Annotated in this window: 16 protein-coding genes and 1 tRNA gene; 12 read left to right on the top strand and 5 right to left on the bottom strand. The window is 58.4% G+C overall.

Going from position 1 to position 23287, the window contains the following annotated elements; genetic code table 11:
- Positions 1 to 265 precede the first annotated feature (265 nt).
- From V6L81_RS13540 to V6L81_RS13570, 7 genes are all read left to right on the top strand, one after another.
- Entirely contained in the window at positions 266 to 1804 is a 1539-nt protein-coding gene (locus V6L81_RS13540; protein WP_130871580.1) for an MFS transporter, read from the top strand.
- Positions 1801 to 2865 (top strand): HlyD family secretion protein, encoded by a 1065-nt coding sequence (locus tag V6L81_RS13545; protein ID WP_095000473.1) that lies wholly within the window; start codon positions 1801 to 1803, stop codon positions 2863 to 2865. Before V6L81_RS13540 ends, V6L81_RS13545 begins: the two co-directional genes overlap by 4 nt.
- The gene (locus tag V6L81_RS13550) at positions 2862 to 4292 is read left to right on the top strand and encodes an efflux transporter outer membrane subunit (protein WP_338660031.1); all 1431 of its coding nucleotides are present in this window, start codon (positions 2862 to 2864) and stop codon (positions 4290 to 4292) included. The genes V6L81_RS13545 and V6L81_RS13550 overlap by 4 nt, the downstream gene beginning before the upstream one ends.
- Positions 4293 to 4474: 182 nt before the next feature.
- Entirely contained in the window at positions 4475 to 5794 is a 1320-nt protein-coding gene (locus tag V6L81_RS13555) for an MFS transporter (RefSeq protein WP_095018075.1), read from the top strand.
- A gap of 84 nt (positions 5795 to 5878) precedes the next feature.
- Complete coding sequence (locus V6L81_RS13560; RefSeq protein ID WP_095000470.1) at positions 5879 to 6373, top strand: sigma-70 family RNA polymerase sigma factor; 495 nt, start codon at positions 5879 to 5881, stop codon at positions 6371 to 6373.
- Between the two features lie 23 nt (positions 6374 to 6396).
- Entirely contained in the window at positions 6397 to 7374 is a 978-nt protein-coding gene (locus V6L81_RS13565) for a FecR family protein (protein WP_338660032.1), read from the top strand.
- A gap of 228 nt (positions 7375 to 7602) precedes the next feature.
- Positions 7603 to 9951: a TonB-dependent receptor gene (locus tag V6L81_RS13570; RefSeq protein ID WP_232527615.1), complete on the top strand. Its 2349-nt coding sequence runs from the start codon at positions 7603 to 7605 to the stop codon at positions 9949 to 9951.
- Between the two features lie 114 nt (positions 9952 to 10065).
- Here V6L81_RS13570 and V6L81_RS13575 read toward each other — a convergent pair whose 3' ends face one another.
- Complete coding sequence (locus tag V6L81_RS13575) at positions 10066 to 11217, bottom strand: MFS transporter (RefSeq protein ID WP_338660033.1); 1152 nt, start codon at positions 11215 to 11217, stop codon at positions 10066 to 10068.
- A 146-nt stretch (positions 11218 to 11363) separates the two neighbouring features.
- Here V6L81_RS13575 and V6L81_RS13580 point away from each other — a divergent pair, with 146 nt between their 5' ends.
- Complete coding sequence (locus tag V6L81_RS13580; protein ID WP_095024768.1) at positions 11364 to 11786, top strand: RidA family protein; 423 nt, start codon at positions 11364 to 11366, stop codon at positions 11784 to 11786.
- Between the two features lie 113 nt (positions 11787 to 11899).
- Here the strand turns inward: V6L81_RS13580 and uvrB are convergent, their stop codons facing one another.
- The gene (gene uvrB, locus V6L81_RS13585) at positions 11900 to 13915 is read right to left on the bottom strand and encodes an excinuclease ABC subunit UvrB (RefSeq protein WP_095000466.1); all 2016 of its coding nucleotides are present in this window, start codon (positions 13913 to 13915) and stop codon (positions 11900 to 11902) included.
- A 323-nt stretch (positions 13916 to 14238) separates the two neighbouring features.
- Here uvrB and V6L81_RS13590 point away from each other — a divergent pair, with 323 nt between their 5' ends.
- From V6L81_RS13590 to V6L81_RS13600, 3 genes are all read left to right on the top strand, one after another.
- Entirely contained in the window at positions 14239 to 15435 is a 1197-nt protein-coding gene (locus V6L81_RS13590; RefSeq protein ID WP_338660034.1) for an amino acid aminotransferase, read from the top strand.
- A 65-nt stretch (positions 15436 to 15500) separates the two neighbouring features.
- Positions 15501 to 15576: transfer RNA gene (locus V6L81_RS13595), tRNA-Asn, on the top strand.
- 73 nt (positions 15577 to 15649) lie between these two features.
- Complete coding sequence (locus tag V6L81_RS13600; protein ID WP_095026509.1) at positions 15650 to 16324, top strand: hypothetical protein; 675 nt, start codon at positions 15650 to 15652, stop codon at positions 16322 to 16324.
- Between the two features lie 74 nt (positions 16325 to 16398).
- On the opposite strand, the gene V6L81_RS13605 is transcribed toward V6L81_RS13600, so the two are convergent.
- Genes V6L81_RS13605 through V6L81_RS13615 form a run of 3 tightly spaced genes read right to left on the bottom strand, consistent with a single transcriptional unit; the run spans position 16399 to position 22095 of the window.
- A complete protein-coding gene (locus tag V6L81_RS13605; RefSeq protein ID WP_338660035.1) occupies positions 16399 to 18630 on the bottom strand; it encodes a DEAD/DEAH box helicase in 2232 nt (743 codons plus the stop codon).
- On the bottom strand, positions 18605 to 19900 hold the full coding sequence (locus tag V6L81_RS13610) for an ATP-binding protein (protein WP_153326118.1): 1296 nt from the start codon (positions 19898 to 19900) through the stop codon (positions 18605 to 18607). Before V6L81_RS13610 ends, V6L81_RS13605 begins: the two co-directional genes overlap by 26 nt.
- Positions 19897 to 22095, bottom strand: a complete 2199-nt coding sequence (locus V6L81_RS13615; RefSeq protein WP_095026507.1) for a TerB N-terminal domain-containing protein — start codon at positions 22093 to 22095, stop codon at positions 19897 to 19899. Before V6L81_RS13615 ends, V6L81_RS13610 begins: the two co-directional genes overlap by 4 nt.
- A gap of 468 nt (positions 22096 to 22563) precedes the next feature.
- On the opposite strand from V6L81_RS13615, the gene V6L81_RS13620 reads away from it, so the two are divergent.
- Positions 22564 to 23274 (top strand): HpcH/HpaI aldolase/citrate lyase family protein, encoded by a 711-nt coding sequence (locus V6L81_RS13620; RefSeq protein WP_153379295.1) that lies wholly within the window; start codon positions 22564 to 22566, stop codon positions 23272 to 23274.
- The last annotated feature ends 13 nt before the right edge of the window (positions 23275 to 23287 follow it).

A 23287-nucleotide genomic window follows, 5' to 3' on the forward strand; every position in this document is an offset into this window, starting at 1 on the left:
AGCGAGCCTGCTCGCGAACGACCTTCGCGAGCAGGCTCGCTCCCACAGTTGCAGTGTTCCTGCAGCTGCCTCGTTCCTTCGGCAGCTGCTACAGGGAGGGAGTCAACATTATAATGGTTGCGTCTGACGCACTCCACAGTTAGTTATTTATCAATTTTTATAGCTATGCCGGCTGATTAAACTTTCTGTCATCTATCAAGACGACGGAGTCAGCCATGTATTGGCGGTTTGACCATGGGCGCAGTCTGGCGCCTGGAGCTGCGCTGTGACGGCGCTGGTTGCGGGTGCCGTGGCTCCCGCCCCGGCCCCGGCCAGCAGTGCGGCGTTTGGCCTGCGGATTTTTACCGGTCTGCTGGGCGTTTTGCTCGCCGTGCTGGTGTCGGGGTTCAACGAGAATGTCACCAAGGTGGCCATGCCCGATATCCGCGGGGCGATGGGTATCGGTTATGACGAAAGCACCTGGCTGCTGGCGGTGTATTCGGCCACGTCCATCAGTGCCATGGCCTTTGCGCCGTGGTGTGCAGCCACCTTTTCCCTGCGCCGTTTTACCCTGTGTGCCATCGGCGCCTTTTTACTGTTGGGCATTCTTTGCCCTCTGGCCCCGAATGTTGATGCGCTGATGCTGCTGCGCACCTTGCAAGGCTTTGCCGGTGGGGCCTTGCCGCCGATGTTGATGTCAGTGGCGTTGCGCTTCCTGCCGCCGGGCATTCGCCTGTATGGCCTGGGCAGTTATGCGCTGACGGCCACTTTCGGGCCCAGCTTCGGCACGCCGTTATCGGCCTGGTGGGTGGAGTACGCCGGGTGGCAATGGGCGTTCTGGCAAATCATCCCCCTGGGCCTGTTGTCGATGGCCTGCGTGGCCTGGGGCTTGCCGCAAGACCCGTTGCGTCTGGAGCGTTTCAAGCAGTTTGACTGGCGCGGCCTGCTCCTGGGTTTGCCGGGGTTGATCATGCTGGTACTGGCGCTGGAGCTGGGTCAGCGCCTGAACTGGTTCGAGTCGCCGATGATCCGTTTTTTTATCGTCGCCGGCACGGCCCTGATGGTGCTGTTCTTTATCAATGAGTGGTCCCATCCGCTGCCGTTTTTCAAGCTGCAACTGCTGAAAATCCGCAATCTTGCCCATGCATTGTTGACGCTGGGCGGGGTGTTGTTTGTGTTGCTGGCAGTGATCAAGATTCCGTCCAGTTACCTCGCTCAGGTGCAGGGCTATCGCCCCCTCGAAACCGCGCCGGTGATGTTGCTGGTGGCCTTGCCGCAATTGATTGCGCTGCCACTGGTCGTTGCGTTGTGCAATCTGCGCTGGGTCGATTGTCGCTGGGTGCTGGCCATTGGTCTGGGGTTGCTGGCGCTGGCCTGCGGCATCGGTTCGCAAGTTACCTCGGTGTGGAACCGGGAAAATTTTTACAGCTTGCAGGCGATACAGATCATCGCCCAGCCCATGGCAGTGATTCCTCTGCTGATGCTCGCCACCGGCGGCCTGAACCCGGCGGATGGCCCGTTTGCATCGGCCTGGTTCAACACCGTCAAAGGGTTTTCGGCGGTGGCAGCAAGCAGTGTGCTGGGGGTGCTGACGCTCAATCGCGAGCACTACCACTCAACCATGTTGCTCGATCGGCTGGGCAACTCGCCGCTGGTCAATTCCGGCACAGACCTGGCGCGCCGGGTTCATCAGCAGGCCGTGGTGCTGACCAGTTCCGATCTTTATCTGTACATGGCCGTCCTGGCGCTTTTTCTGATTGTGTTAATTCCTTTTGGCCCCACGCGGATCTACGCGCCGGGCACAGCTGCTGGAGTTGTGAAATGAGTACAACAAACGGGCGCAAGCCCTGGGTTCTGGTCGGCGCAGTCGCGTTGGCAGTGATCGTGCTGTACGGGTTGTGGCGGTTGGTCTTTGCCACGGGCACCGTGCAGAACACCAATGATGCCTTTGTCAGCGCCGATTACACCTTGATTGCGCCAAAAGTGGCGGGGTTTATCGACGAGGTGCTGGTGCAGGATAACCAGCCGGTCAAGGCCGGTCAGTTGCTGGCGCGGATCGATCCGCAGGACTACCGCGCTGCCGTGCAGGCTGCGCAAGCCAGCGTGGCGACGGCACAGGCACAACGGGTCAATGCCCTGGCGATGCTGGAGCGCCAGCGATCGTTGATCGAGCAGGCCAAGGCCACGGTCGATGCGGATCTGGCGCAGGTCGAATTTGCCGAGCATGAGTTGCAGCGTTATCAGCATCTGGCCGGGCAGGGCGCAGGCACGCTGCAGAACTCCCAGCAGGCGAAAAACCGTTCGCTCACCGCGCGTGCCGAGTTGGCACAGCACAAGGCTGCACTGGAAGCTGCTCGCCAGCAAACCCGGGTACTGGCCGCCCGGGCTACGGCCGCGCAAGCCTCGGTGCAGTATGCCGAGGCCTTACTGGCACGGGCCGATCTGGACTTGTCGCATACACAACTGCTGGCACCGTTTGACGGTGTGGTGGGGCGTCGCAGTGTGCGCCTTGGCGCTTACGTCAAACCCGGCGACACCGTGCTGGCGGTGGTGCCGCTGGCCGACGCCTATGTGGTGGCCAACTTTCTCGAGCACCAGCTCACCAACATGCAGGCAGGGCAGCGTGTGACGATCAAGGTCGACAGTTTTCCGGGGCAGACCCTGCAAGGCACCGTGGACAGCATCGCCCCGGCCACGGGGGTGACGTTCTCGGCGATTGCCCCGGATAACGCCACGGGCAACTTCACCAAAGTGGCGCAACGTATTGCGGTGAAAGTCACTCTGGATCACGGGCAGTTACTGGCCAGCCAATTGCGCCTGGGGATGTCGGTGGATGCCTCCATCGACACGGCAATGGCTCACGATCAGCAGGTCAGCACTCGATGAACAAAACTGCAGTGGCCCTGGCTGTGGCCTGTTACAGCGTACTGAGCCTGAGTGGTTGCGTGGTCGGCCCGGACTTCAAGGCTCCCGTGCCCAAGTTGCCTGCGAACTGGGCGTCGGTACCCACTGAGGCGGGGCACAACCATGCGCTGCAAACAGCGGTGGACCTGCACTGGTGGGACCGTTTCGGCGACAGGCAATTGTCGGCGCTGGTGCGCGAGGCGCAGCAGCGCAACTTTGATGTGCAACTGGCTGCAAGCCGCTTGCAACAAAGCCTGGCTATCCGCCGTCAGATCAACGCCGACACCTTGCCCGAGGTCGGTGCAACGGCGGCTTACAGTCGGAGCCGTAACAGCCAGAAAGGTTTGAGTGACCCTTCCGGGCACAGTGGCAAGCAGGCTTTCAACCTGTGGAATGGTGGCCTTGGGTTCAGTTGGGAGGCTGACCTCTGGGGCCGGGTCAAGCGTTCGGTGGAAGCGGCTGATGCCTCGGTACAAGTGGCGGTGCAGGACCGCAACGCGGTGCAACTGTTGGTGATTGTGCAGACCGCGCAGCACTATATTCAGTTGCGCGGCACTCAGCAGGCATTGGCCGTGGTGGAGCAAAACCTGCAAATCGCCCGCCGCAGCCTGCAACTGACCCGGTTGCAGCTGCGGGAGGGCGTGGCTACGGATTTGCAGGTGTCTGAAGCTGGCGCCCAAGTGGCCGAGATCGAAGCACGTCAGGCCCCCTTGCAGCAACGCAGTGCACAGTTGATCAATGCTCTCGGCTTGCTGCTGGCCCGCGAGCCAAGAGCCTTGCAGGCGCAATTGAGCGCAGCGGCAGGGGTGCCGGCCTATGGCGCCGATGTGCCGATCGGTCTGCCCAGCGAATTGGCGCAACGGCGGCCCGATATTCGTCGTGCCGAGGCCCGATTGCATGCAGCCACTGCAGCGATCGGCATGGCCGAGGCGGACTTCTATCCGCGGATTACCCTGTCCGGCAGTATCGGTTTTCAAGCCACGCAGCTGTCGGATCTGGGCAGTTGGGGCTCGCGCAATTTTGCATTCGGCCCGGGCTTGAGCGTACCGGTGTTCGAGGGCGGGCGTTTGCAGGGGGCCTTGCAGTTGCAGGAAGGGCGCCAGCAGGAGGCGGGCATTGCCTACCAGCAAACCGTATTGCGCGCCTGGCATGAGGTGGACGATACGCTGGTGGCGTATCAGGCCAGCCAGCGCCGGCGCGACAGCCTGCAGCAGGCGGTGATGCATAGCCAGCGGGCGCTGGACAGCGTGCACCAGCAATATGCCCAGGGTACGGTGGACTTTCTCAACGTACTCACGGTGCAAAACGCGTTGCTGGCCAACGAAGCGGCGCTGGTGGACAGCACTGCGCAGGTCTCGTTGTCCCTGGTGGATGTGTTTGCGGCGCTGGGTGGGGGGTGGCAGGGCTAGCTGCTTGCAGATTCTGGTGGGAGCGGGCGCATCGACCAAGTTATCCCGGCAAACCGCAGTGACGGCATCGCAGGCAAGCCAGCTCCCGCAGGTAATGAGTGATTGCCCACAGGTTTTGCTATGCTCGCGCCTTCGACCGCAAACGCCAATATAGGCGTGCCCCGTTCATATTGAGCCTATTTATGTCTGCCGATACCCAAGCCACAACGGTGCGTTTTTCCCGTTCCGACTACAGAACCCTGGGCCTTGCTGCCCTGGGCGGGGCGCTGGAGATCTACGATTTTATCATTTTCGTGTTCTTTGCCCTGACCCTCAGCCAGCTGTTTTTTCCCCCGGACATGCCCGAATGGCTGCGTCTGCTGCAAAGCTTCGGGATTTTTGTGACCGGCTATCTGGCGCGTCCGCTGGGCGGGATTCTGATGGCGCATTTTGCCGATCACCTGGGGCGCAAACGGGTATTCAGCCTGAGCATCCTGATGATGGCGCTGCCCTGCCTGCTGATCGGCATCATGCCCACTTACGCCGAAATCGGTTACTTCGCCCCGCTGATCCTGCTGGCCCTGCGCATCCTGCAGGGCGCAGCGGTCGGTGGCGAAGTGCCCAGTGCCTGGGTGTTTGTGGCCGAACATGCGCCGGCCGGTCGCCGCGGCTTTGCCCTTGGTTTTTTGCAGGCCGGGCTGACTTTTGGTTACTTGATCGGGGCCTTGACCGCCACACTGCTGGCACAGCTGTTTACCCCGGCAGAAATCCTCGATTACGCCTGGCGCTTTCCGTTCCTGCTCGGTGGCGTGTTCGGCGTGATTGGCGTGTGGTTGCGCCGTTGGCTCAGTGAAACGCCGGTGTTTCTGGCCCTGCGTGAACGTAAAGAGGGCCGGGCCGAGTTCCCCTTGCGCACAGTATTGCGCGAGCACCGGGCTTCATTGCTGCCGGCAGCGCTGCTGACCTGCGTGCTCACCAGTGCCGTTGTGGTGTTTGTGGTTATCACGCCGACCGTGATGCAGCAGCGCTTCGGCATGACTGCCAGCCATACCTTTGCGTTGAGCAGCCTGGGTATCGTATTTTTGAATATAGGCTGTGTGCTGGCCGGGTTAATCGTTGACCGTATCGGCGTATGGCGCAGCATCGCACTGTACAGTCTGCTACTGCCGCTGGGCATTGGCGTGTTGTATGCCAGCCTGGTCGGGGAGTGGGTTTTGCCCGGCCTGGCCTATGCGTTCGCCGGCTTGACCTGCGGGATTGTCGGGGTGGTGCCGTCGGTGATGGTCGGACTGTTCCCGGCCCCGATCCGGGTTTCGGGGATTTCCTTTACCTATAATATCGCCTATGCGCTTTGGGCCAGTACCACGCCGTTGCTGCTGATCGCGCTGATGCCATGGAGTCCCTGGGTGTGCCTGGGGTTTTGTGCGCTGATGGGGCTGGTGGGCCTGTCAACTGCATGGCGTTACGGTTTCAGCGGTGTTACAGCGGTTGAGAGGCGTTTGCTGGCCAAGGCCGAAATGTAGTGCGAAGACCTTCTGTCATCCGGGTGATTGCTGGCTCTAATAGGAAGCATTACTATTCGCGCCCCACCTGTGCAGTCCTGTGCGATGACTCAGAAAGTGCCCCGTAGAACGGGCTTCTTTGAACACTACGAAGAGTTGATCGGCACCTGGACCCGGCGCCTGCGCAATCGGCAGCAGGCGCAAGACCTGGCCCATGACACCTTTGTCCGCGTGCTTGAATCCAACCCGGATGCGGTTGAGCAGCCACGCGCCTATTTGCATCAGACTGCACGCAATATTGCGGTGGACGGTTTTCGCCGCCAGGAGTTACGCGACGCCAAGGAGCTGGCTGCCGTTCCCCCAAGTTCGTCGCAAACCGGCGATCCGGAGCAGTATATGCGCGCTATCCAGTTGGCTGAGTCGGTCGAAAGGGCTTTGCAGGAACTGCCGCTCAATTGTCGCAAGGTTTTCGTCTGGCAGAAAATCGAAGGCCTGACCCAGGCCGAGATTGCCGAACGCCTGGGGCTGTCCAGGAACATGGTGGAAAAGTATATGATCCGCACCCTGCGCCATCTGCGTGAACGGGTGGAGGCGCCGTGATGACATCGGTAAAGGATTGCAGGATGGATACACGAGACTGTACCTGTGGCAGCGCCAACGTGCGTGATGCGGCGGCCACCTGGTTTACCCGCGTGCAAGCACAAACCCTGGGTGCGTGCGAGCAGGCCGAGTTTGAAGCCTGGCGTACGCAGCATGCCAGCCATGAGGCGGAGTATCAGTGGCTGGCCAGCCTGTGGTCAGCCGCCGATCTCTTGCCCCGGGCCCGCATGCGGGCGCTGTGTGAAGTGCCGGTGGCGAAGCCGACACGCCTTTCGTTACTGGCTTGCGGGCTGGCCGCAGGTATTGTGGCCGTGGCGGCGGGGGCGGGTGTATGGATGCAACTGCAGTCGTCGGCGGGTTATCACGCCGAATTTGCCACGGTGTTGGGAGAGCACCGCACCCTTGATTTGCCTGATGGCTCGAGCATTGAACTCAATGGTCGCAGCCGTGTGCGCGTCAGCTTTGCGCGTGAGCAGCGCAATGTTGAACTGGAGCAGGGCGAAGCCATGTTCAGTGTGGCCCATGATCCGGAGCGGCCATTTGTGGTGCAGGCCGGGGCCGGCAGGGTAACGGTGACCGGTACCCGTTTTGATGTGCTGCGCGAAGCCGAGCAGACGCGGGTTGCGGTGGAATCAGGGCATGTGCGGGTCCAGGGAGGCAATCCGGATGCACAGGTCAACCTGACTGCCGGATTGGGTACCGTGGTCGATGCCCGGGGCCATGTAGCGGCCGCGCAGGCAGTTAATACCGGGGCGCTGACGGCCTGGCGCAAGGGGCAACTGGTATTTGAAGATGCCAGTCTGGGCGAGGTGGCCGCCGAGGTCTCGCGCTATCGCGACAAGCCGCTGCACGTCAGCACCCCAGCGCTGGCGCAAATGCGGCTTTCCAGCGTATTCAAAACCGATGACACCGATGCCCTGCTCGAGGCGTTGCCGCAGATCCTCCCGGTGGCTATCAAAACCCGCGCAGATGGCAGCCAGGAGATCATTGCCAGAAAATAATTGCGCTGGGGATTCAGGTTTTTTTCGAGTTCTTCGTCTTCTTGATCAACTGCAACTGGTTTGTATTAACAGTTGCACTCAAGTGCGATCCATAGGGCAAGACTCGACGTGAAAAACAACAATCTTCGTGGGCGACTATCCTCGCTTGAAACACCCCTGAGCATTCCATCTTCTGTCGCCCGGACGCGCCTGCTACCGCTGGCTTTGGCCCTGGCGGTGAGCGCGGCAATGCCCTGTGCTTTTGCTGGCGAATCTGCGCCGGCTGTGATCCATATTCAATCTCAGCCCCTGGGCTCGGCCCTGAGCCAACTGGCGCAGCAAACGGCATTGCAAGTGTTTTTCAGCCCGCAGCTGGTGGCTGGCAAGCAGGCTCCGGCGGTGAATGGCAACCTGTCGCCAGAACAGGCGCTGGCCCGACTGCTGCAGGACAGTGGCTTGAGCTACGAGCTTGACGGTGATGCTGTAACCCTGCGTGCGGCGCCCACGGTCAGTGCTGCTGCGCCAGCGTCCGGGCCGCTGGAACTGGGGCCGGTGGATGTAAAGGTGGTCGGCAACTGGCTGAGCGATGCCAATGACGCGGTGGTGCAGAACCACCCGGGGGCGCGGACAGTGGTGCGTCGCGAAGCGATGGTCGAGCAGGGCACGATGAACGTCAGTGATGCCCTCAAGCGTATCCCGGGTGTTCAGGTGCAGGAGTCCAACGGCACGGGCGGCAGTGATATCTCGCTGAACGTGGGGGTGCGGGGTTTGACGTCGCGTCTGTCACCGCGCTCCACCGTCCTGATTGACGGTATTCCGGCAGCGTTTGCACCCTACGGCCAGCCACAATTGTCGATGGCACCGATTTCATCGGGCAACCTGGACAGCATCGACGTGGTGCGGGGTGCCGGCTCGGTGCGCTACGGGCCGCAAAACGTGGGCGGGGTGATCAACTTTGTGACCCGGGCCATTCCCGAGACCTTCCAGGGCGAGGTCGGCACAACCCTGGAAACCTCCGAGCGTGGTGGCTGGAAACATATTGAATCGGCATTTCTCGGCGGCACGGCGGACAACGGTATCGGTGCTGCATTGCTGTATTCCGGAGTCAAGGGTGATGGCTATCGCGCGCGCAACAACGACAACGATATCGATGACGTCTTGCTCAAGACCCACTGGGCACCCACCGACCAGGATGATTTCACCCTCAATTTCCACTACTACGACGCCACCGCGGACATGCCCGGCGGCCTGACCCAAAAGCAGTTTGACGCTGACCCGTACCAGTCGCTGCGTGACTACGACAACTTTACCGGGCGACGCAAGGATGTGTCCTTCAAGTACCTGCGTCAGATCGACGACCAGACCCAGTTTGAAGTCCTGACCTATTACACCGACAGCTTCCGTGGCAGCAACATTGCAGCCCGCAATCTGCAAACCCTGGCTTCGTATCCGCGCAGTTACCACACCTTCGGTATCGAGCCGCGGGTGTCCCATGTGTTCACCCTGGGGCCGGTCACGCAGGAAGTGGGGCTGGGTTATCGCTACCTCAAAGAGGCGATGCATGAAGAGGCCAGCCAGGTGTACCTGGTCAATAACGTGCCTGTGCCGGGGCCCGGGGCAGACGGTCATGTCTATCAGGATCGCACAGGTGGCACCGAGGCCAACGCGTTCTATATCGATGACAAGATCGATGTGGGCAACTGGACGGTCACCCCGGGTATCCGCTTTGAGCGGATCAGCACCAACTGGCACGACCGCCCGGTACTGGGCAATAACGGCAAACCAGTGCAGGAAAAAAACCGCAGCATCGACAGCAGCGAAGCACTGCCGGCCCTGAGCGTGATGTATCACCTGTCGGACGCGTGGAAACTGTTTGCCAACTACGAGACCTCGTTCGGCAGCCTGCAGTACTTCCAGCTGGGCCAGGGCGGTGTCGGCGATGCGACCGCAGCGGGTTTGCGTCCTGAAAAGGCCAAGACCTATGAGCTGGGTACGCGTTACGACAATGGTGTGTGGGGCGGTGAAGTGACGCTGTTCTACATCGACTTTGCCGACGAGTTGCAATATGTGAGCAACGATGTGGGCTGGACCAACCTGGGCGCGACCAGGCACCAGGGTATCGAGACCTCGGTTCACTACGATATGTCGGCACTGGATGCACGCCTTGACGGCCTGTCGGTCAATGCGGGCTTTACCTACACCAAGGCGACGTCCGAGGGTGACATTCCCAACTTCAAAGGGCGTGATCTGCCGCTATATTCGCGCCAGGTGGTCAACCTCGGGGCGCGTTACGTGGTCAACCGCTGGACCTACAACCTGGACATGTTTGCCCAGTCCCAGCAGCACGCGCCGGGCACTGGCGGGGTGTACATCACTGATCCGACCCCGGATGGCCAGTACGGCGATATTCCTGGGTATGCGACCTGGAGCACCCGAGTCGGTTACGACTTCGGCCCTGAAGCGTCAAACCTGAAAGTGGGAGCGGGGATCAAGAACCTGTTCAACCAGGAGTACTACACCCGCTCCAGCGACAACAACGCGGGGATTTACCTGGGCGAGCCGCGTACGTTCTTTGTGCAGGCGAGTGTGGGTTTTTAAGCCAAAATGCCCCTCACCCGGAGGGAGAGGGGACTAAAAGCAGAAGCAAATTTGTGCAACACCACCCATCGGCCCCCTCTACCGCCGGGAGAGGGCTGGGGTGAGGGGCTCGCTCTAAACCCGCAAAATCCGCCCGCTGATGGCTACGGCTATGAGCATGGCGGTGATCAGCAAAAAGGCCGCGCCCAGGCTGCTGGCATGGGCAATAAAGCCGATGGCCGCAGGCCCTGCCAGAATCCCCGCATACCCCAGGGTGGTAATGGCTGGCACGGCGATATGTTCCGGCATTACGGTCTGTTTGCCCACGGCGGTGTACAGCACCGGCACGATATTCGAACACCCTGCGCCCACCAGCGCATAACCGAGCAATGCTGACTCCCAGTTCGGTGCCAGGGTTGCCAGGGCCATGCCCGCAGCTGCAAACAACCCACCCAGGACAATCACCAGCCGCGCACCCAGGCGCTTGACGATGGTATCGCCCATCAGTCGGCCCGCGGTCATGGTCAAGGCAAACGCGGCATAACCCAGACCGGCATAGGCATCGCCAATGCCTTTCTCGGAGGTCAGGAATACGGCGCTCCAGTCGAGCATTGCGCCTTCTGCCAGGAACACGGTAAAGCACAGTAAGCCGATAAAGAGCACCACGCCGTGGGGCACGGCAAACGCCGGGCCGTTGCTTTCGCTGCCATAAGGCAGCAGGTGCGGAGCAGCCTTGAGCAGGGCTGCGAGGATCAATGCAATCACCACCACAATCGCCCACAGCGGCGTCAGGCCCAGCGCCAGCAGGGCGCTGACCCCGGCCGCACCGGCAATTCCGCCGACACTGAACAGCCCATGAAAACCCGACATCATGGTGCGCCCGCTGGCACGCTCGACGATCACGGCCTGCAAGTTGACGGTGGAGTCGACGGCGCCGAGCCCAGCGCCAAACAAGAACAGTGTGGCGATCAGTAGCGGTATGGCACTGACCGTTGCCAGCAGTGGCAGCGCGAGGCAGATCAACAGCGTGCCGCCCACCAGCACCCGGCGGCAGCCATAACGGCTGGCGAGGATGCCGGCAATGGGCATCGCCAGGATTGAGCCCGCGCCCAGGCACAGCAATAACAAGCCCAAAGTGGCCTCGTCCAGTCCCGCACGGGCTTTGGTGTAGGGCACCAGTGGCGCCCAGGCGGCGAGGCCAAAACCGGCGATGAAAAAGGCAATGCGGGTCGACATTTGTTCGAGGCGCCCCGGCACAAGGGGCATTTGGGTGGTGATGGCAGTCATGGTCATCCTTGGAAAACGGCTTTGGTGCGCTGCGGCGTAACATCCTTGCATATTTGCGGCCTGTGTCGCGAGGGCGCTGGCGTACGGCTTGGCGAGAGTGGTTGAATAGCGCGCTTGCTTATCCCACTGCCACTGGTGCGTATTTTATGGACAAGAATTCTGACTCCGCAGTGCTGTTGCTCAACCCCGTCGGGCTGTATGACCCTGCGCCCAACGGTTACTCCCATGTTGCCCGTGTGGCCGCGAATGTGCGGCTGGTGTACACCGCCGGCCAGGGCGGCGAGAACGCCGACAGTGAGCTGTCGACGGACTTCGCCGAGCAGGTGCGCCAGGCCTTTGCCAACCTGCAGATCGCCCTGGCAGCGGCCGATGCACAGATCAAGGACGTGGCCAAGATCACCGTATTGATCGTGGATCACAGCCTGGAGCGCTTGCAGATTTTGGGCGCCGAAGTGAAGCGGGTATGGGGGGAGCTGCCGGCCCCGGCCTGCACCTTGATCCCGGTGCCGCGCCTGGCGCTGGATGAGATGTTGTTTGAGGTCGAGGCGGTAGCGGCGGTAGCCGTCTGAGAGATTGCCCTGTGGGAGCGGGCTTGCTCGCGATAGAAACGGCGCGGTTTACCTGATACACCGCATCGATCCAATCGCGAGCAAGCCCGCTCCCACAGGGACAATGTGGGGCGTTAAACCTGCAATAACCGCTCGCGCAGTTTGCCGATTTCGTCGCGCATTTGCGCTGCCGCCTCGAATTCGAGATCGCGGGCCAGGGCGTACATTTTTTCTTCCAGTTGGCGAATGCGCTTGCTGATCTCGCTGGGCGAGCGCAGCTCGTTCTCGTACTTGGCGTTTTCTTCCGCGGCCTTGGCCATGCCTTTGCGCTTTTTGCTGCGCGAACCCGGCACCACCGCACCCTCCATGATATCCGCGACATCCTTGAACACGCCTTTGGGCGTAATGCCGTTGGCGAGGTTGAAAGCGATCTGTTTCTCGCGCCGGCGTTCGGTCTCGCCAATGGCGCGTTCCATCGAGCCGGTGATGCGATCAGCGTACAGAATCGCCCGGCCATTGAGGTTACGCGCCGCCCGGCCAATGGTCTGGATCAACGAGCGTTCGGAGCGCAGGAAGCCCTCCTTGTCGGCGTCCAGGATCGCCACCAGCGACACCTCGGGCATGTCCAGCCCTTCACGCAGCAGGTTGATCCCCACCAGCACGTCAAATACGCCCAGGCGCAGATCGCGGATGATTTCGACGCGCTCCACGGTGTCGATATCCGAGTGCAGATAGCGTACCCGCACGCCATGGTCGGCCAGGTAATCGGTGAGGTCTTCGGACATGCGTTTGGTCAGGGTGGTGACCAGCACACGCTCTTCCAGCGCCACGCGCTTGGCAATCTCGGAGAGCAAATCGTCGACCTGGGTGAGGGCCGGACGCACTTCGATCTGCGGATCGACCAGGCCGGTGGGGCGCACCACCTGCTCGACCACGCGGCCCGAATGTTCGGCTTCGTAGTTGCCAGGGGTGGCGGAAACAAAAATGGTCTGCGGGCTGATGCGTTCCCATTCGTCAAAACGCATCGGCCGGTTGTCCAGTGCCGAGGGCAGGCGGAAGCCATATTCCACCAGGGTCTCTTTACGCGAACGGTCGCCTTTGTACATGGCGCCCACTTGCGGCACGCTGACGTGAGACTCGTCGATCACCAGCAGCGCGTCGGCCGGCAGGTAGTCGAACAGGGTCGGTGGCGGGGCCCCGGACTCGCGGCCCGAAAGGTAGCGCGAGTAGTTTTCGATGCCGTTGCAGTAACCCAGCTCCATGATCATTTCCAGATCGAAGCGGGTGCGCTGTTCCAGGCGCTGGGCCTCGACCAGCTTGTTGTTGGCCCGCAGGTATTCGAGCCGCTCCTTGAGTTCTTCCTTGATCCCTTCCACGGCGTCGAGCAGGGTTTCGCGCGGTGTCACATAGTGGCTCTTGGGGTAGAAGGTAAAGCGCGGCATCTTGCGGATGACTTCGCCGGTCAGCGGGTCAAAGGCACTGATGCTTTCGACTTCATCATCGAACAGTTCGATGCGCACCGCCTCCAGATCCGATTCGGCAGGATAGATGTCGATCACATCGCCGCGCACGCGGAAGGTGGCGCGGGCAAAGTCCATATCGTTGCGGGTGTATTGCAGATCGGCCAGGCGGCGCAGCAACTCGCGCTGGTCGAGCTTATCGCCACGGTCGACGTGCAACACCATCTTCAGATAGGTCTCGGGGCTGCCCAGGCCATAAATGCACGACACCGTGGTAACGATGATCGCGTCCTTGCGCTCCAGCAGGGCCTTGGTTGCGGACAGGCGCATCTGCTCGATATGGTCGTTGATCGAGGCATCCTTCTCGATAAAGGTATCGGAGGAGGGCACGTACGCTTCGGGCTGGTAGTAGTCATAGTACGAGACGAAGTACTCCACCGCGTTGTTCGGGAAGAATGACTTGAACTCGCCGTACAGCTGGGCAGCCAGGGTTTTATTGGGCGCCAGCACCAGGGTGGGGCGGTTCACATGGGCGATCACGTTGGCAATGCTGAACGTCTTGCCCGAACCGGTTACCCCGAGCAGGGTCTGGTGCGACAGGCCGGCTTCGATGCCTTCAATCATCTGGCGAATGGCTTCGGGTTGATCGCCTGCGGGCTTGAAGCGGGTAACAAGCTGAAAATCGGGCATGAAGGACCTCAGGGTTTGCTTCTATAAAAGCAGTAGCCTTTATAAGTGCATGCGACTCAGGCCGCAGGAAAAAACAGGATACGGCTAAATATGGAGGTCATGTCCGACTGTTTCAAGGTACAGCTCTGATACGGGCATATCGGCAAAGATTGCAATTAGACCAGTGGCCTGAAAATAAACTCAAATACTTGGGTAAAACCGGCAATAGGCTGTTGCCCGAATCCTGATCGGGCTTATACTTGCTCCCCGTTTGTGCACCGCTCTAGTGCAATCGGCTGGAGCGTTGTCACCCCCTCCATTCCCCATTCAGAGCCGCCGTAATAATGAGCCTGTTCTCCGCTGTCGAAATGGCACCACGCGATCCTATCCTGGGCCTCAACGAAGCATTCAACGCCGATACCCGTACCAGCAAAGTGAACCTGGGGGTTGGTGTTTACTGCAACGAAGAGGGACGAATTCCGCTCTTGCGTGCCGTTGTCGAAGCCGAAACGATCCGGGTTGCCCAGCACGCGTCGCGCGGTTATTTGCCGATCGATGGTATTGCCGCCTACGACCAGGCCGTGCAAAAGCTGTTGTTCGGTGCCGAGTCGCCGTTGCTGGCAGCTGGCCGGGTGATCACCACTCAAGCCGTTGGCGGTACCGGCGCGCTGAAAATCGGTGCTGACTTCCTTAAGCAACTGCAGCCAGGCGCAGTAGTCGCGATCAGCGATCCAAGCTGGGAAAACCACCGTGCACTGTTTGAAGCCGCCGGTTTTCCGGTGCAGAACTACCGTTATTACGACGCCGCCAGCCATGACGTCAACCGTTCCGGCATGCTCGAAGATCTGAATGCCTTGCCCGCCGGCTCCATTGTTGTGCTGCACGCTTGCTGCCACAACCCGACCGGTGTCGACCTGACCCCGGCCGACTGGCAGAACGTGCTGGACGTGGTCAAGGCCAAAGGCCTGATCCCGTTCCTGGACATGGCCTACCAGGGCTTTGGCGACGGCATCGACGAAGACGCAGCAGCAGTACGCCTGTTCGCCGGCTCGGGCCTGAGCTTCTTTGTTTCCAGCTCGTTCTCCAAGTCGTTTTCTCTGTATGGCGAGCGTGTCGGTGCACTGTCGATCATCACCGAATCGAAGGAAGAGAGCGCCCGTGTGCTGTCCCAGGTCAAGCGCGTGATCCGTACCAACTACTCCAACCCGCCGACTCACGGTGCAACCATTGCTGCAGCCGTGCTTAACAGCCCTGAGCTGCGTGCGATGTGGGAAGGCGAGCTGGCAGAAATGCGTCTGCGCATTCGTGGCATGCGTCTGCAAATGGTTGAGCTGCTATCGAAAAAGGCTCCTGGGCATGACTTCAGCTTTGTTGCACGTCAGCGTGGCATGTTCTCGTACTCCGGTCTGACCGTTGAACAAGTAACGCGTCTGCGTACCGAATTCGGTATTTATGCCCTTGATACCGGCCGAATCTGCGTAGCTTCTTTGAACCAGCGCAACATTGAGGCGGTAACCGACGCCATTGTTCAGGTCATCTGAATAATGCAGGGAGAAGCCAGCAAAAGTGTTGACTTCTCTTTTTATATCAGTAAGATAGACGCCATTCCGCGATAGCTCAGTTGGTAGAGCAAATGACTGTTAATCATTGGGTCCCTGGTTCGAGTCCAGGTCGTGGAGCCAGATAGTAAAAAAGCCGCTAGCGATAGCGGCTTTTTTTTGCCTGAAATTTGGTAATGGACGGGTGGAGGGGTGTATGTATTACAAACTCAAGTATTTCCTTTTAGGCAGTCTGTTGGCTGCGGCTTTAGTCTGTTTGACCCCGTACCTTGTGAGCGGCGATGAGGACTCCAGCCTGTATGCCGGGTGGGCAAGCGGGTTTGCGGCATTGGTGATTATTTTTGGCTTGCTGCATTTGGGGATCGAAAGAGATAACAGGATTTTTCTCGAGACTATTCGCAGGCATGAGAAATGCCTGATTTCTCATCGGCTGTCTGGTAAAAGATTGCTTCACAAGTTGGCCCGTCGACAGTTACTGCCTTATCCGCCCGTGAGAAGTGGACTTCCCAAGTTTCTGGTTGATTTGATGGACGGAAAGGAGAAATCAATTTGGGTATCTCCCGGGGCACCCGCAGACGTGCACCAGTTGCTTTTGGGAACTGTTTCCACAAAAGAGTGGGTCATGGCTTTGTCTTTCGAGGTTTCGAGCGCCGATATTGTCATGCCGCCGACGCTCATCAAGAGGCTTTTCGGTACTTCTCAGCAACGGATTTTAAAGACTGTAGATATACCGGATGACGCGGATATTTATACTCGTGTTTCTGGGAGATGGGAAAAGCTGGAAGGCAAAGAGCGTGATCAATGGTTTGATTTGGCAGATCGTATTGCCAGCAACAAGAGGATGCTGAGACGGGCCCTGAAGCAGTTTTAGTATGATGTTTTGGCGTTTAAAAGCCCCATGCCCGGCTTTGTGTGCAGGCCGCTAACGGCCTGCTGATGTGCCAGTCAAAGAGTTTGAGCCTTTGCAAAGGCTATGGCCGTCCCGATATCCAGAGAGATGGAAGCATAAGACTTTACCAGCAGCGACTCAGGCAGTGCCCAGTCCCATTTTTCTCGTCGCATATTCTCAACATCGGCCAGCAACGTTTTCAGGTCGCTGGCGTCCAGCGCTGCAACCTGTTCAAGTGCCCACATCATCTTGTCGCTCTTGGCGTTGGTTGAAATCAATAAACCGTCCCCCTCACAACGCAGCCCTACGTGATTAAGCAGCAAGCACAGGGCGTCATTGGCGTGATCACCCAGCCAGCTTACGATCTGGCATGTGTCGCCTGTCAGCAGGATATGTCGCTGCGACAGCCCAAGCGCAGCAAAAGTCTGGCGTGCTTCGTCCAGTAACGCCTGGGCCGTGCGATCAATAAAAGGGCACGGGGTGCTTTCAGCCAGCAGTGCGCGCATTTCTTGGCGCACCCGATCATGAATCATTGCACCCAGCCCTTCAAAATAGGGGGGAGCACCACCCCGTGAGGGGGAAACGGTAATGATCTTGGCCTCAAGGTCAACGTCCTGAACTTGCCAGCGACGCCCGCCGAAGATGATTCGCTGATCCTTGGCCAGCGGGCGGCTGACCGGTAACGAACCCAAAGGCTTGCCTGCACACACCAGGCGAAACTCCTCATCACTGCTGAAGGCGCTGTAAAACTCATAATGGTTGATCAATCGCTCGCCAATGACTCCCGGCAGCAACAGGCCTGAACTTTCCTGGGTGATAAGTTCTTTTGCACCAAGGTTTTTCAGCAGTTCAACAAAGTCTGCCTTTTCAATCCGGGTGAACGCACCGTCTGCAACCAGGCGCCTCCATAGCTCGGGGGCAGTGGCCCCCCCGCATTGAGCAATGATGGAAAGGCATTGCTGAACCAATGTGGACGCATGCACACCTTGAGTGCGCGGAGGTTCGAACCATGATTGTGTGAGCAGGCGAATCATGGCAATGGTCTGTACAAGCCCCTGGCGTAATCGATCTGAAAGGTCGGAGCTGGCTGTTAACGGCTGTTCTTTGCAGTAAGCCCGCAAAATAGCAGGTTCGCCCGGGCGCCTGCCGGAGCGCCCCAGGCGTTGACGCAGGCTGGCGACAGAGGGCGGGCAGCCAATCTGCACGACATTCTTGATTGAGCCAATATCGATGCCCAGCTCAAGGGTCGATGTGCAGATGCCTGTTGCGGGAAACTCCCCGGATTTCAAAGCGTGCTCGGCTTGTTCGCGCAGATCTTTGGACAGGCTGCCGTGGTGAGGCCAGAACTCATTGGGTACGGCATCGCGCTCACAACATCGTCTAAGTCGATCAGCGAAAGACTCAACCTGGGTACGGCTATTGGGGAATACCAAGTTGTTACTGCCCCTGAGCACCTTGTAAAGATGCTCGGCGATTGCGAAGTCAGGGGAGTGCTGGTCTTCAGGCTCATCATCAGAGGCCGATTCAAGTTTATCCCGGCCTTCGAGCAACTTGCACATGGGTGGCTGGATATAGCCTTTAACCTGGATCTGCAGCGTCTGCCCCGCGTTTTTGGATTCAATGACCGTGACCCCCTCGGCACGCCGAGGGCAAAGAAAGTTGCTGGCCATCTTCATATCACCCAGCGTTGCCGACAGGCCCACTCTCGGCAAGTGTCGACCGACGACAAGTTCTACACGGTGCATCAGTGATTGCAGTTGTTTGCCGCGCTCACTGCCTATAAACGCATGTAATTCGTCAACTACGATGTAACGCAGATTTTTGAATAGGGCGCCCATGTTGGAACCACGGTTCACGAAAAGAGCTTCCAGCGATTCTGGCGTGATGAGCAAAACACCTTCAGGCGATTTCAGGAATCGATGTTTCTTGTTCGCCGAAATGTCTCCGTGCCAGGCAATTACCGGGATGTCCAGTTGCTCGCACAGACGACCCAGGCGCTCCCATTGATCGTTAATCAGGGCTTTGAGGGGGCTGATATACAGCACGGCTCCGGGTATATCGGGATGATTGAGCAGGTGCGTCAGAATAGGCAGGAAAGCAGCCTCGGTTTTACCCGCCGCAGTGGCTGCAGCAATGATGACATCTTGATCAGCGCCTACCAGAGCAGCTATGGCTTGCTCTTGGGCATCCCTTAGCGATGTCCAGCCTTCAGCCCAGATCCAGCGTTTAATCCTGGAGTCGAGAAGGCTGAAAGAGGAAGACTCAGAGCTCGAAGGTGGCAAGTTCATCATCCTGCTCCACAGTCAGGTCTGACGCTCCACCGGTGTCTTTTGCCACGTCAACACTGCCAATCAGTTCGCGCCAATCAGAACCAGGGTTCTGCTCAAGGATTGCCAGCAGGTTGATAAATGCAGTGATCGTTGTGCGTGGGGTACGAAAGTAAGCTTCCCCAAGACGCTGATTACAGTGTGTCATGAATTTTGGCAGTGCTTCGTCGGGGAGCAAGTACTTCTGCGGATCTCCCGAGGCATAGACGTGCCGTAGCTTTTGCAGTAACACGTAAAAGTCTTCAGGCGTCAGACTGGTGAGGCGGATTACCGGGCCTGAGAGGTCAATCAGTCCGCTTTTGGCAAAGGAGTTCTCCGCCAGCCGTGACTGCAGGGCAGGGTAGCTGAACAACCCGCGACGAGTATCCATCAGGAACTCAGGAGTGCCTCCCAGAACAAAACCCAACCCTTGTGAAGCTCCTTGCAAGGAGTCGTTGAGAATACGCAGGATTTGTTCATAGTTGGCGTTACGGGCTTGGGTGTTTGCCAGCTTGTAGAGATTGACCAGTTCATCAAGGCAAACCATCAACCCGGCATACCCGGCCAGGCGTACGAATCTGGAAAGCAGTTTGAGCTGATCATAGACCGAGGCGTCGTCAATAATGGTCCGAACGCCGAGCGCTGCTCGCGCATCGGTCTTTGTTGTAAATTCACCCCTTAACCAGCGAATGGCATCGGCCTTGAGTTGCTCGTTGCCCTCGTCAAAGCCCCGGCAGTAAGCTGCGATCACGTGCGCAAAGTCATACCCGTTGACCATTTCAGTCAGCTCATTGAGGCGTACCTGGATTACGTTTTCGGTACTTTTACCCGATGTCTTAGCCTCTGCTTTCGCCTGGGATATGAATTTTTCGACGATACCTTGCATTGCTCCACCGTCAGGCTTTGTACGTGTGGACATGTTTTTCGCCAACTCGGCATAAAGCGACCGGGCCTGCCCGCCGCTGGCATGCAAGCGGCGGTCCGGGTTCAAGTCTGCATGCATCGTGACCAGCTTGCGCTCCATGGCAATTGCACGAACCAGGTTCAAGAAAAAGGTCTTGCCCGCACCGTATTCGCCTATCACAACACGAAATGCAGCACCACCGTCTGCCAGGCGATCCACATCTTTGAGCAGCGCATCCAGTTCGCCTGCGCGGCCAACCTGGATAAGGTGTTGGCCCACACGCGGCACAACCCCTGCGCGCAGTGATTGAATAAGCGCATCGCGATCTTTTGTTCGAATAGTGCTCATAGGGCCAATTTTTCCAAAATTTCCGGGTTGATTTCGACGGGCTCTTCACCTTCGGTAACGGGCATGTCGAAGTGTTCAAAGGCAAGTTCGTTGATGTGTTCCAAAGCCCCGTCGAGCATCAGATCCATGTCGCTCGCGGTGTCTTGCAGCTCAGAACGACTCCACTGGGGGCGCGAGAGCAACAGCCTTAGAAAGGCGAGATGCTCACCCTCCAACCCGGGGATAATTGCAACAGCATCAGCCTGCACTTCGATCACAAGGGCAGTGGGCTCTGGTTCAGGTTCGAGGGCAGAGTCTTCAATAAACACTTTAGCCAGTAATGCTGAGACTGCTTCGGTTTCCCGCTGCAGCAGAGCAATACGATCCAGATTAAGCGCTATGCCGCCGACTTCAGGCATCGATTCAAGTACAGGCGTGGTCAAAGGAACGCCGAAGTGCTCCGAGAACGCTCGTGGTGCAGTGGCAACATGCAGGTTGCCGTAAAGCGTCATTGGATCTAGCTGAAGTGTTTTGTAAATGCGCTCCAGCAGTTTGACTTCTTCGCAACTGACAGACCCGTCTGCTTGCGCAAGGCTGGCAAGGAAGTGAGCAATGGTCTCCTTCTCAGTGATGGATAAAGGCTCGAGCCTGCTCTTGAGGCTTGCTAGTGTGGGGGGTTGATGCAGTTGAATGCCAAGATGGGCTTTAAGGCGTTTGCGCTGAGCAATACTCAAGTGTTGCCAGGCATCAATCTGGCTCAACAGCAGTGAGACTTCTTCTGCCGAAATCTCTCCGTCTGCAACGGTTACTGCGCTAGCCAGATCAAGTGTCAGGCATGCAGCGTTAAAAGCAGGTGTCGCCCGGAGCACGCCATCGTCAGGTTGCGTGACAAAGAGGGCAATACAATCATCGGGTTTGGGCATTCTGCTGCCAGCCAACACGTCTGGTTCCATGCCTATTTGCAGTGATTCTAATGCCCGAGCCATGGCCATAAGCAGGGGGCGGGACAAAACACCGTTACTATTGAAGCGTTTACCCAGCTCTGTAAAGGTCATGACCTCGAGGTCATCCTCTATCCTGGCTTTCAGGCTTTCCAGCTCATCGCGCAAGGTTGCTGGCCACAGTGAAACGGGTAATTGCAGCAAGCCCTCCAGCTTTTGCGTGTGGTCGGGGTAACGCCCAATAAAACGGCTATAGGCGTCCAGGTCGCTGGAACAGCGATCGAGCAAAAACTGAAGTTTCTTGCGATTCAGCGCGCTGGCCGAGACGTCGGGAATATCACCCATGCTTATCACCGCTGCACCCACCACTCTAGAAGCTGCCCGGTAAGCATGTTTGAGCCTGGTTTTGTTGTGGCTCAGCAGAATGCCCTGCGGGTATATCCGTTCATATTCCGTTATAAAAAGTTTGCTCAGTAAATCGGGGCAACGCGTTGCCGGTGTGCGCCTGATGATGTCGGGGTCTGACAGTGCCCAGGCAATAGCCCATTGCGCATTAACGGGATGTTGATGCATAGCCATTTGCCCTAAACCGGCTCTCAGGCCAATCGACATACTGGATCGTATTGCCGTGGTCACCGCAGGGGGCTTTAAATACAGGTTGTCGTCGATGCTTGAAGAGCAAAGGTAATCGAGAAAACCTTCTGCATAGCCTCGCAGTGAGCTATTTGAACCGTAGATACCGAGAAGTCGCTCGACTTCTTCAACGATATCCGACAGATCGGCAATGGCGTCTTGATCTTCGCCCGCGTCGATCAGGGCGCGTCGCTCCAGGCCGTAGAAAAATAAAAACACATAACCGATATCAGCGCGCGGATCACAACGGCCGCCTGCCAACCATTGCACATATCCCCGGCGCGCTTGTGCAGAAATGGACTTGTAATCAGGCCAATAGGTCATCAGTGATAAGGAGGAGTCGACCTCGTCAGATGAAAGCTTGAGCAAGGTATTTATTAGAGAAGGCTCATACAGCCCCGCACAGGGATCAACGCATAAGGTGGTGTAGATCAGTCCTCCGGGGATCAGGAACTTGCCTACCGAAAGTGTTTGCCCTTTCTTTAACCAGCGTGCGGCGACGTTAGGCCCAGCAAGGCCGGGAGGGAGCTGGATTGAGCAATCCTGCGCTTCTTGAATCGGTGGCGGGGGGATTCTGAATGCCTTGTCAGGGCGAGTGCCTAGATTGATTGTGAAGAAATCAGAGCTGGAAGTGCTTGCCATTGGGATGTTCTCAAATGGGCTGCTGGTAACTGTCCAGAGAGCAATTGAATCTTGAGGCCAGGATGATGGCTTATCGGCAGTATCTCTATTTATTCGACTATGACCAAGTGTTCAAGGCTGGGGTGGGGTAGAACTCAGAGCTGGCGTGGGCAGAAAACTGATGATTTTCGATATTTTGCCCTGCGGTGGCCTGGGCAATAAGTGCGGCAGCCAATGGCTAATGGCGTCTAGCACAGTGGCTGCAGAGCGATTCATATTGCGAATCTAATACTAAAAAAAAAGACACCGGGCAAAACTGTTTTTTATGCGGTGCATCACGAATATCGCTATTCGATAATAATAATTGTTTACCTGTATCTGAGAATGATTATTATTGGCGCCAGTGTTGCCTCGCTAAAAGGACCTGTGTCAGTGATAAAAACTTCTCCGGTTTTTTCCCGGCTACAAGACGGGAAAGTTGTTTATGGCATGCTCAACTCCCTGCCTTCACCCATGCTTTGCGAGATGCTCGCGTTTGCCGGCTACGACTTTGTAATTCTTGATCTGGAGCACTTGCTGCGCTCCGAAGAAGACATCATGCATTGTGTTCGGGCATGTGAGGCCGCAGGTATTTCGCCCTGGCTGCGCATGGCGCAAGTGGACGAGAAACTGATCGGCAGGGCGCTGGACGCCGGTATCGAAACCATCGTGCTGTCACGCACCGAAAGCGCCGTACAGGTTCAGCGCGCCATTGAGGCGGCCTTTTTTCCGCCCCTGGGCAAGCGCGGCATGACCGGTGGGCGCATCACCGGCTTCGGTCGCCTGCCACTGCCCGAATACATCGATCTGGCCAACCGCCAGACCCCCATCATTCCCATGATCGAAAGCCGCGCCGGTGTTGACGCGCTGGGCGACATCCTGCAACTGGACGGGGTCGGCATGATCATGGAAGGCGCCCTGGACCTGGCCCTCGATCTCGGCCTGGGGCCTGATCCTCTCAATCCTCGGGTCTGGCAAACCCTGCAAGGCATGGCCGACGCCTGTCTTGGCGCCGGCGTCGCTTTTTGCGCCAACCCCCGCACCGTCGAACAGAACGCGCTATGGCGCGCCCGCGGCGTGCGCAGTTTTCTGGCCGGTGAAGACCGTGGCTTGCTGCATAACGCACTCAAAGCCCGCCTGCATTCTCTCCAACAGCAATAATGAGTCGACGTAG

The sequence above is a fragment of the Pseudomonas bubulae genome (assembly GCF_037023725.1).
Classification (GTDB): Bacteria; Pseudomonadota; Gammaproteobacteria; order Pseudomonadales; family Pseudomonadaceae; genus Aquipseudomonas; species Aquipseudomonas bubulae.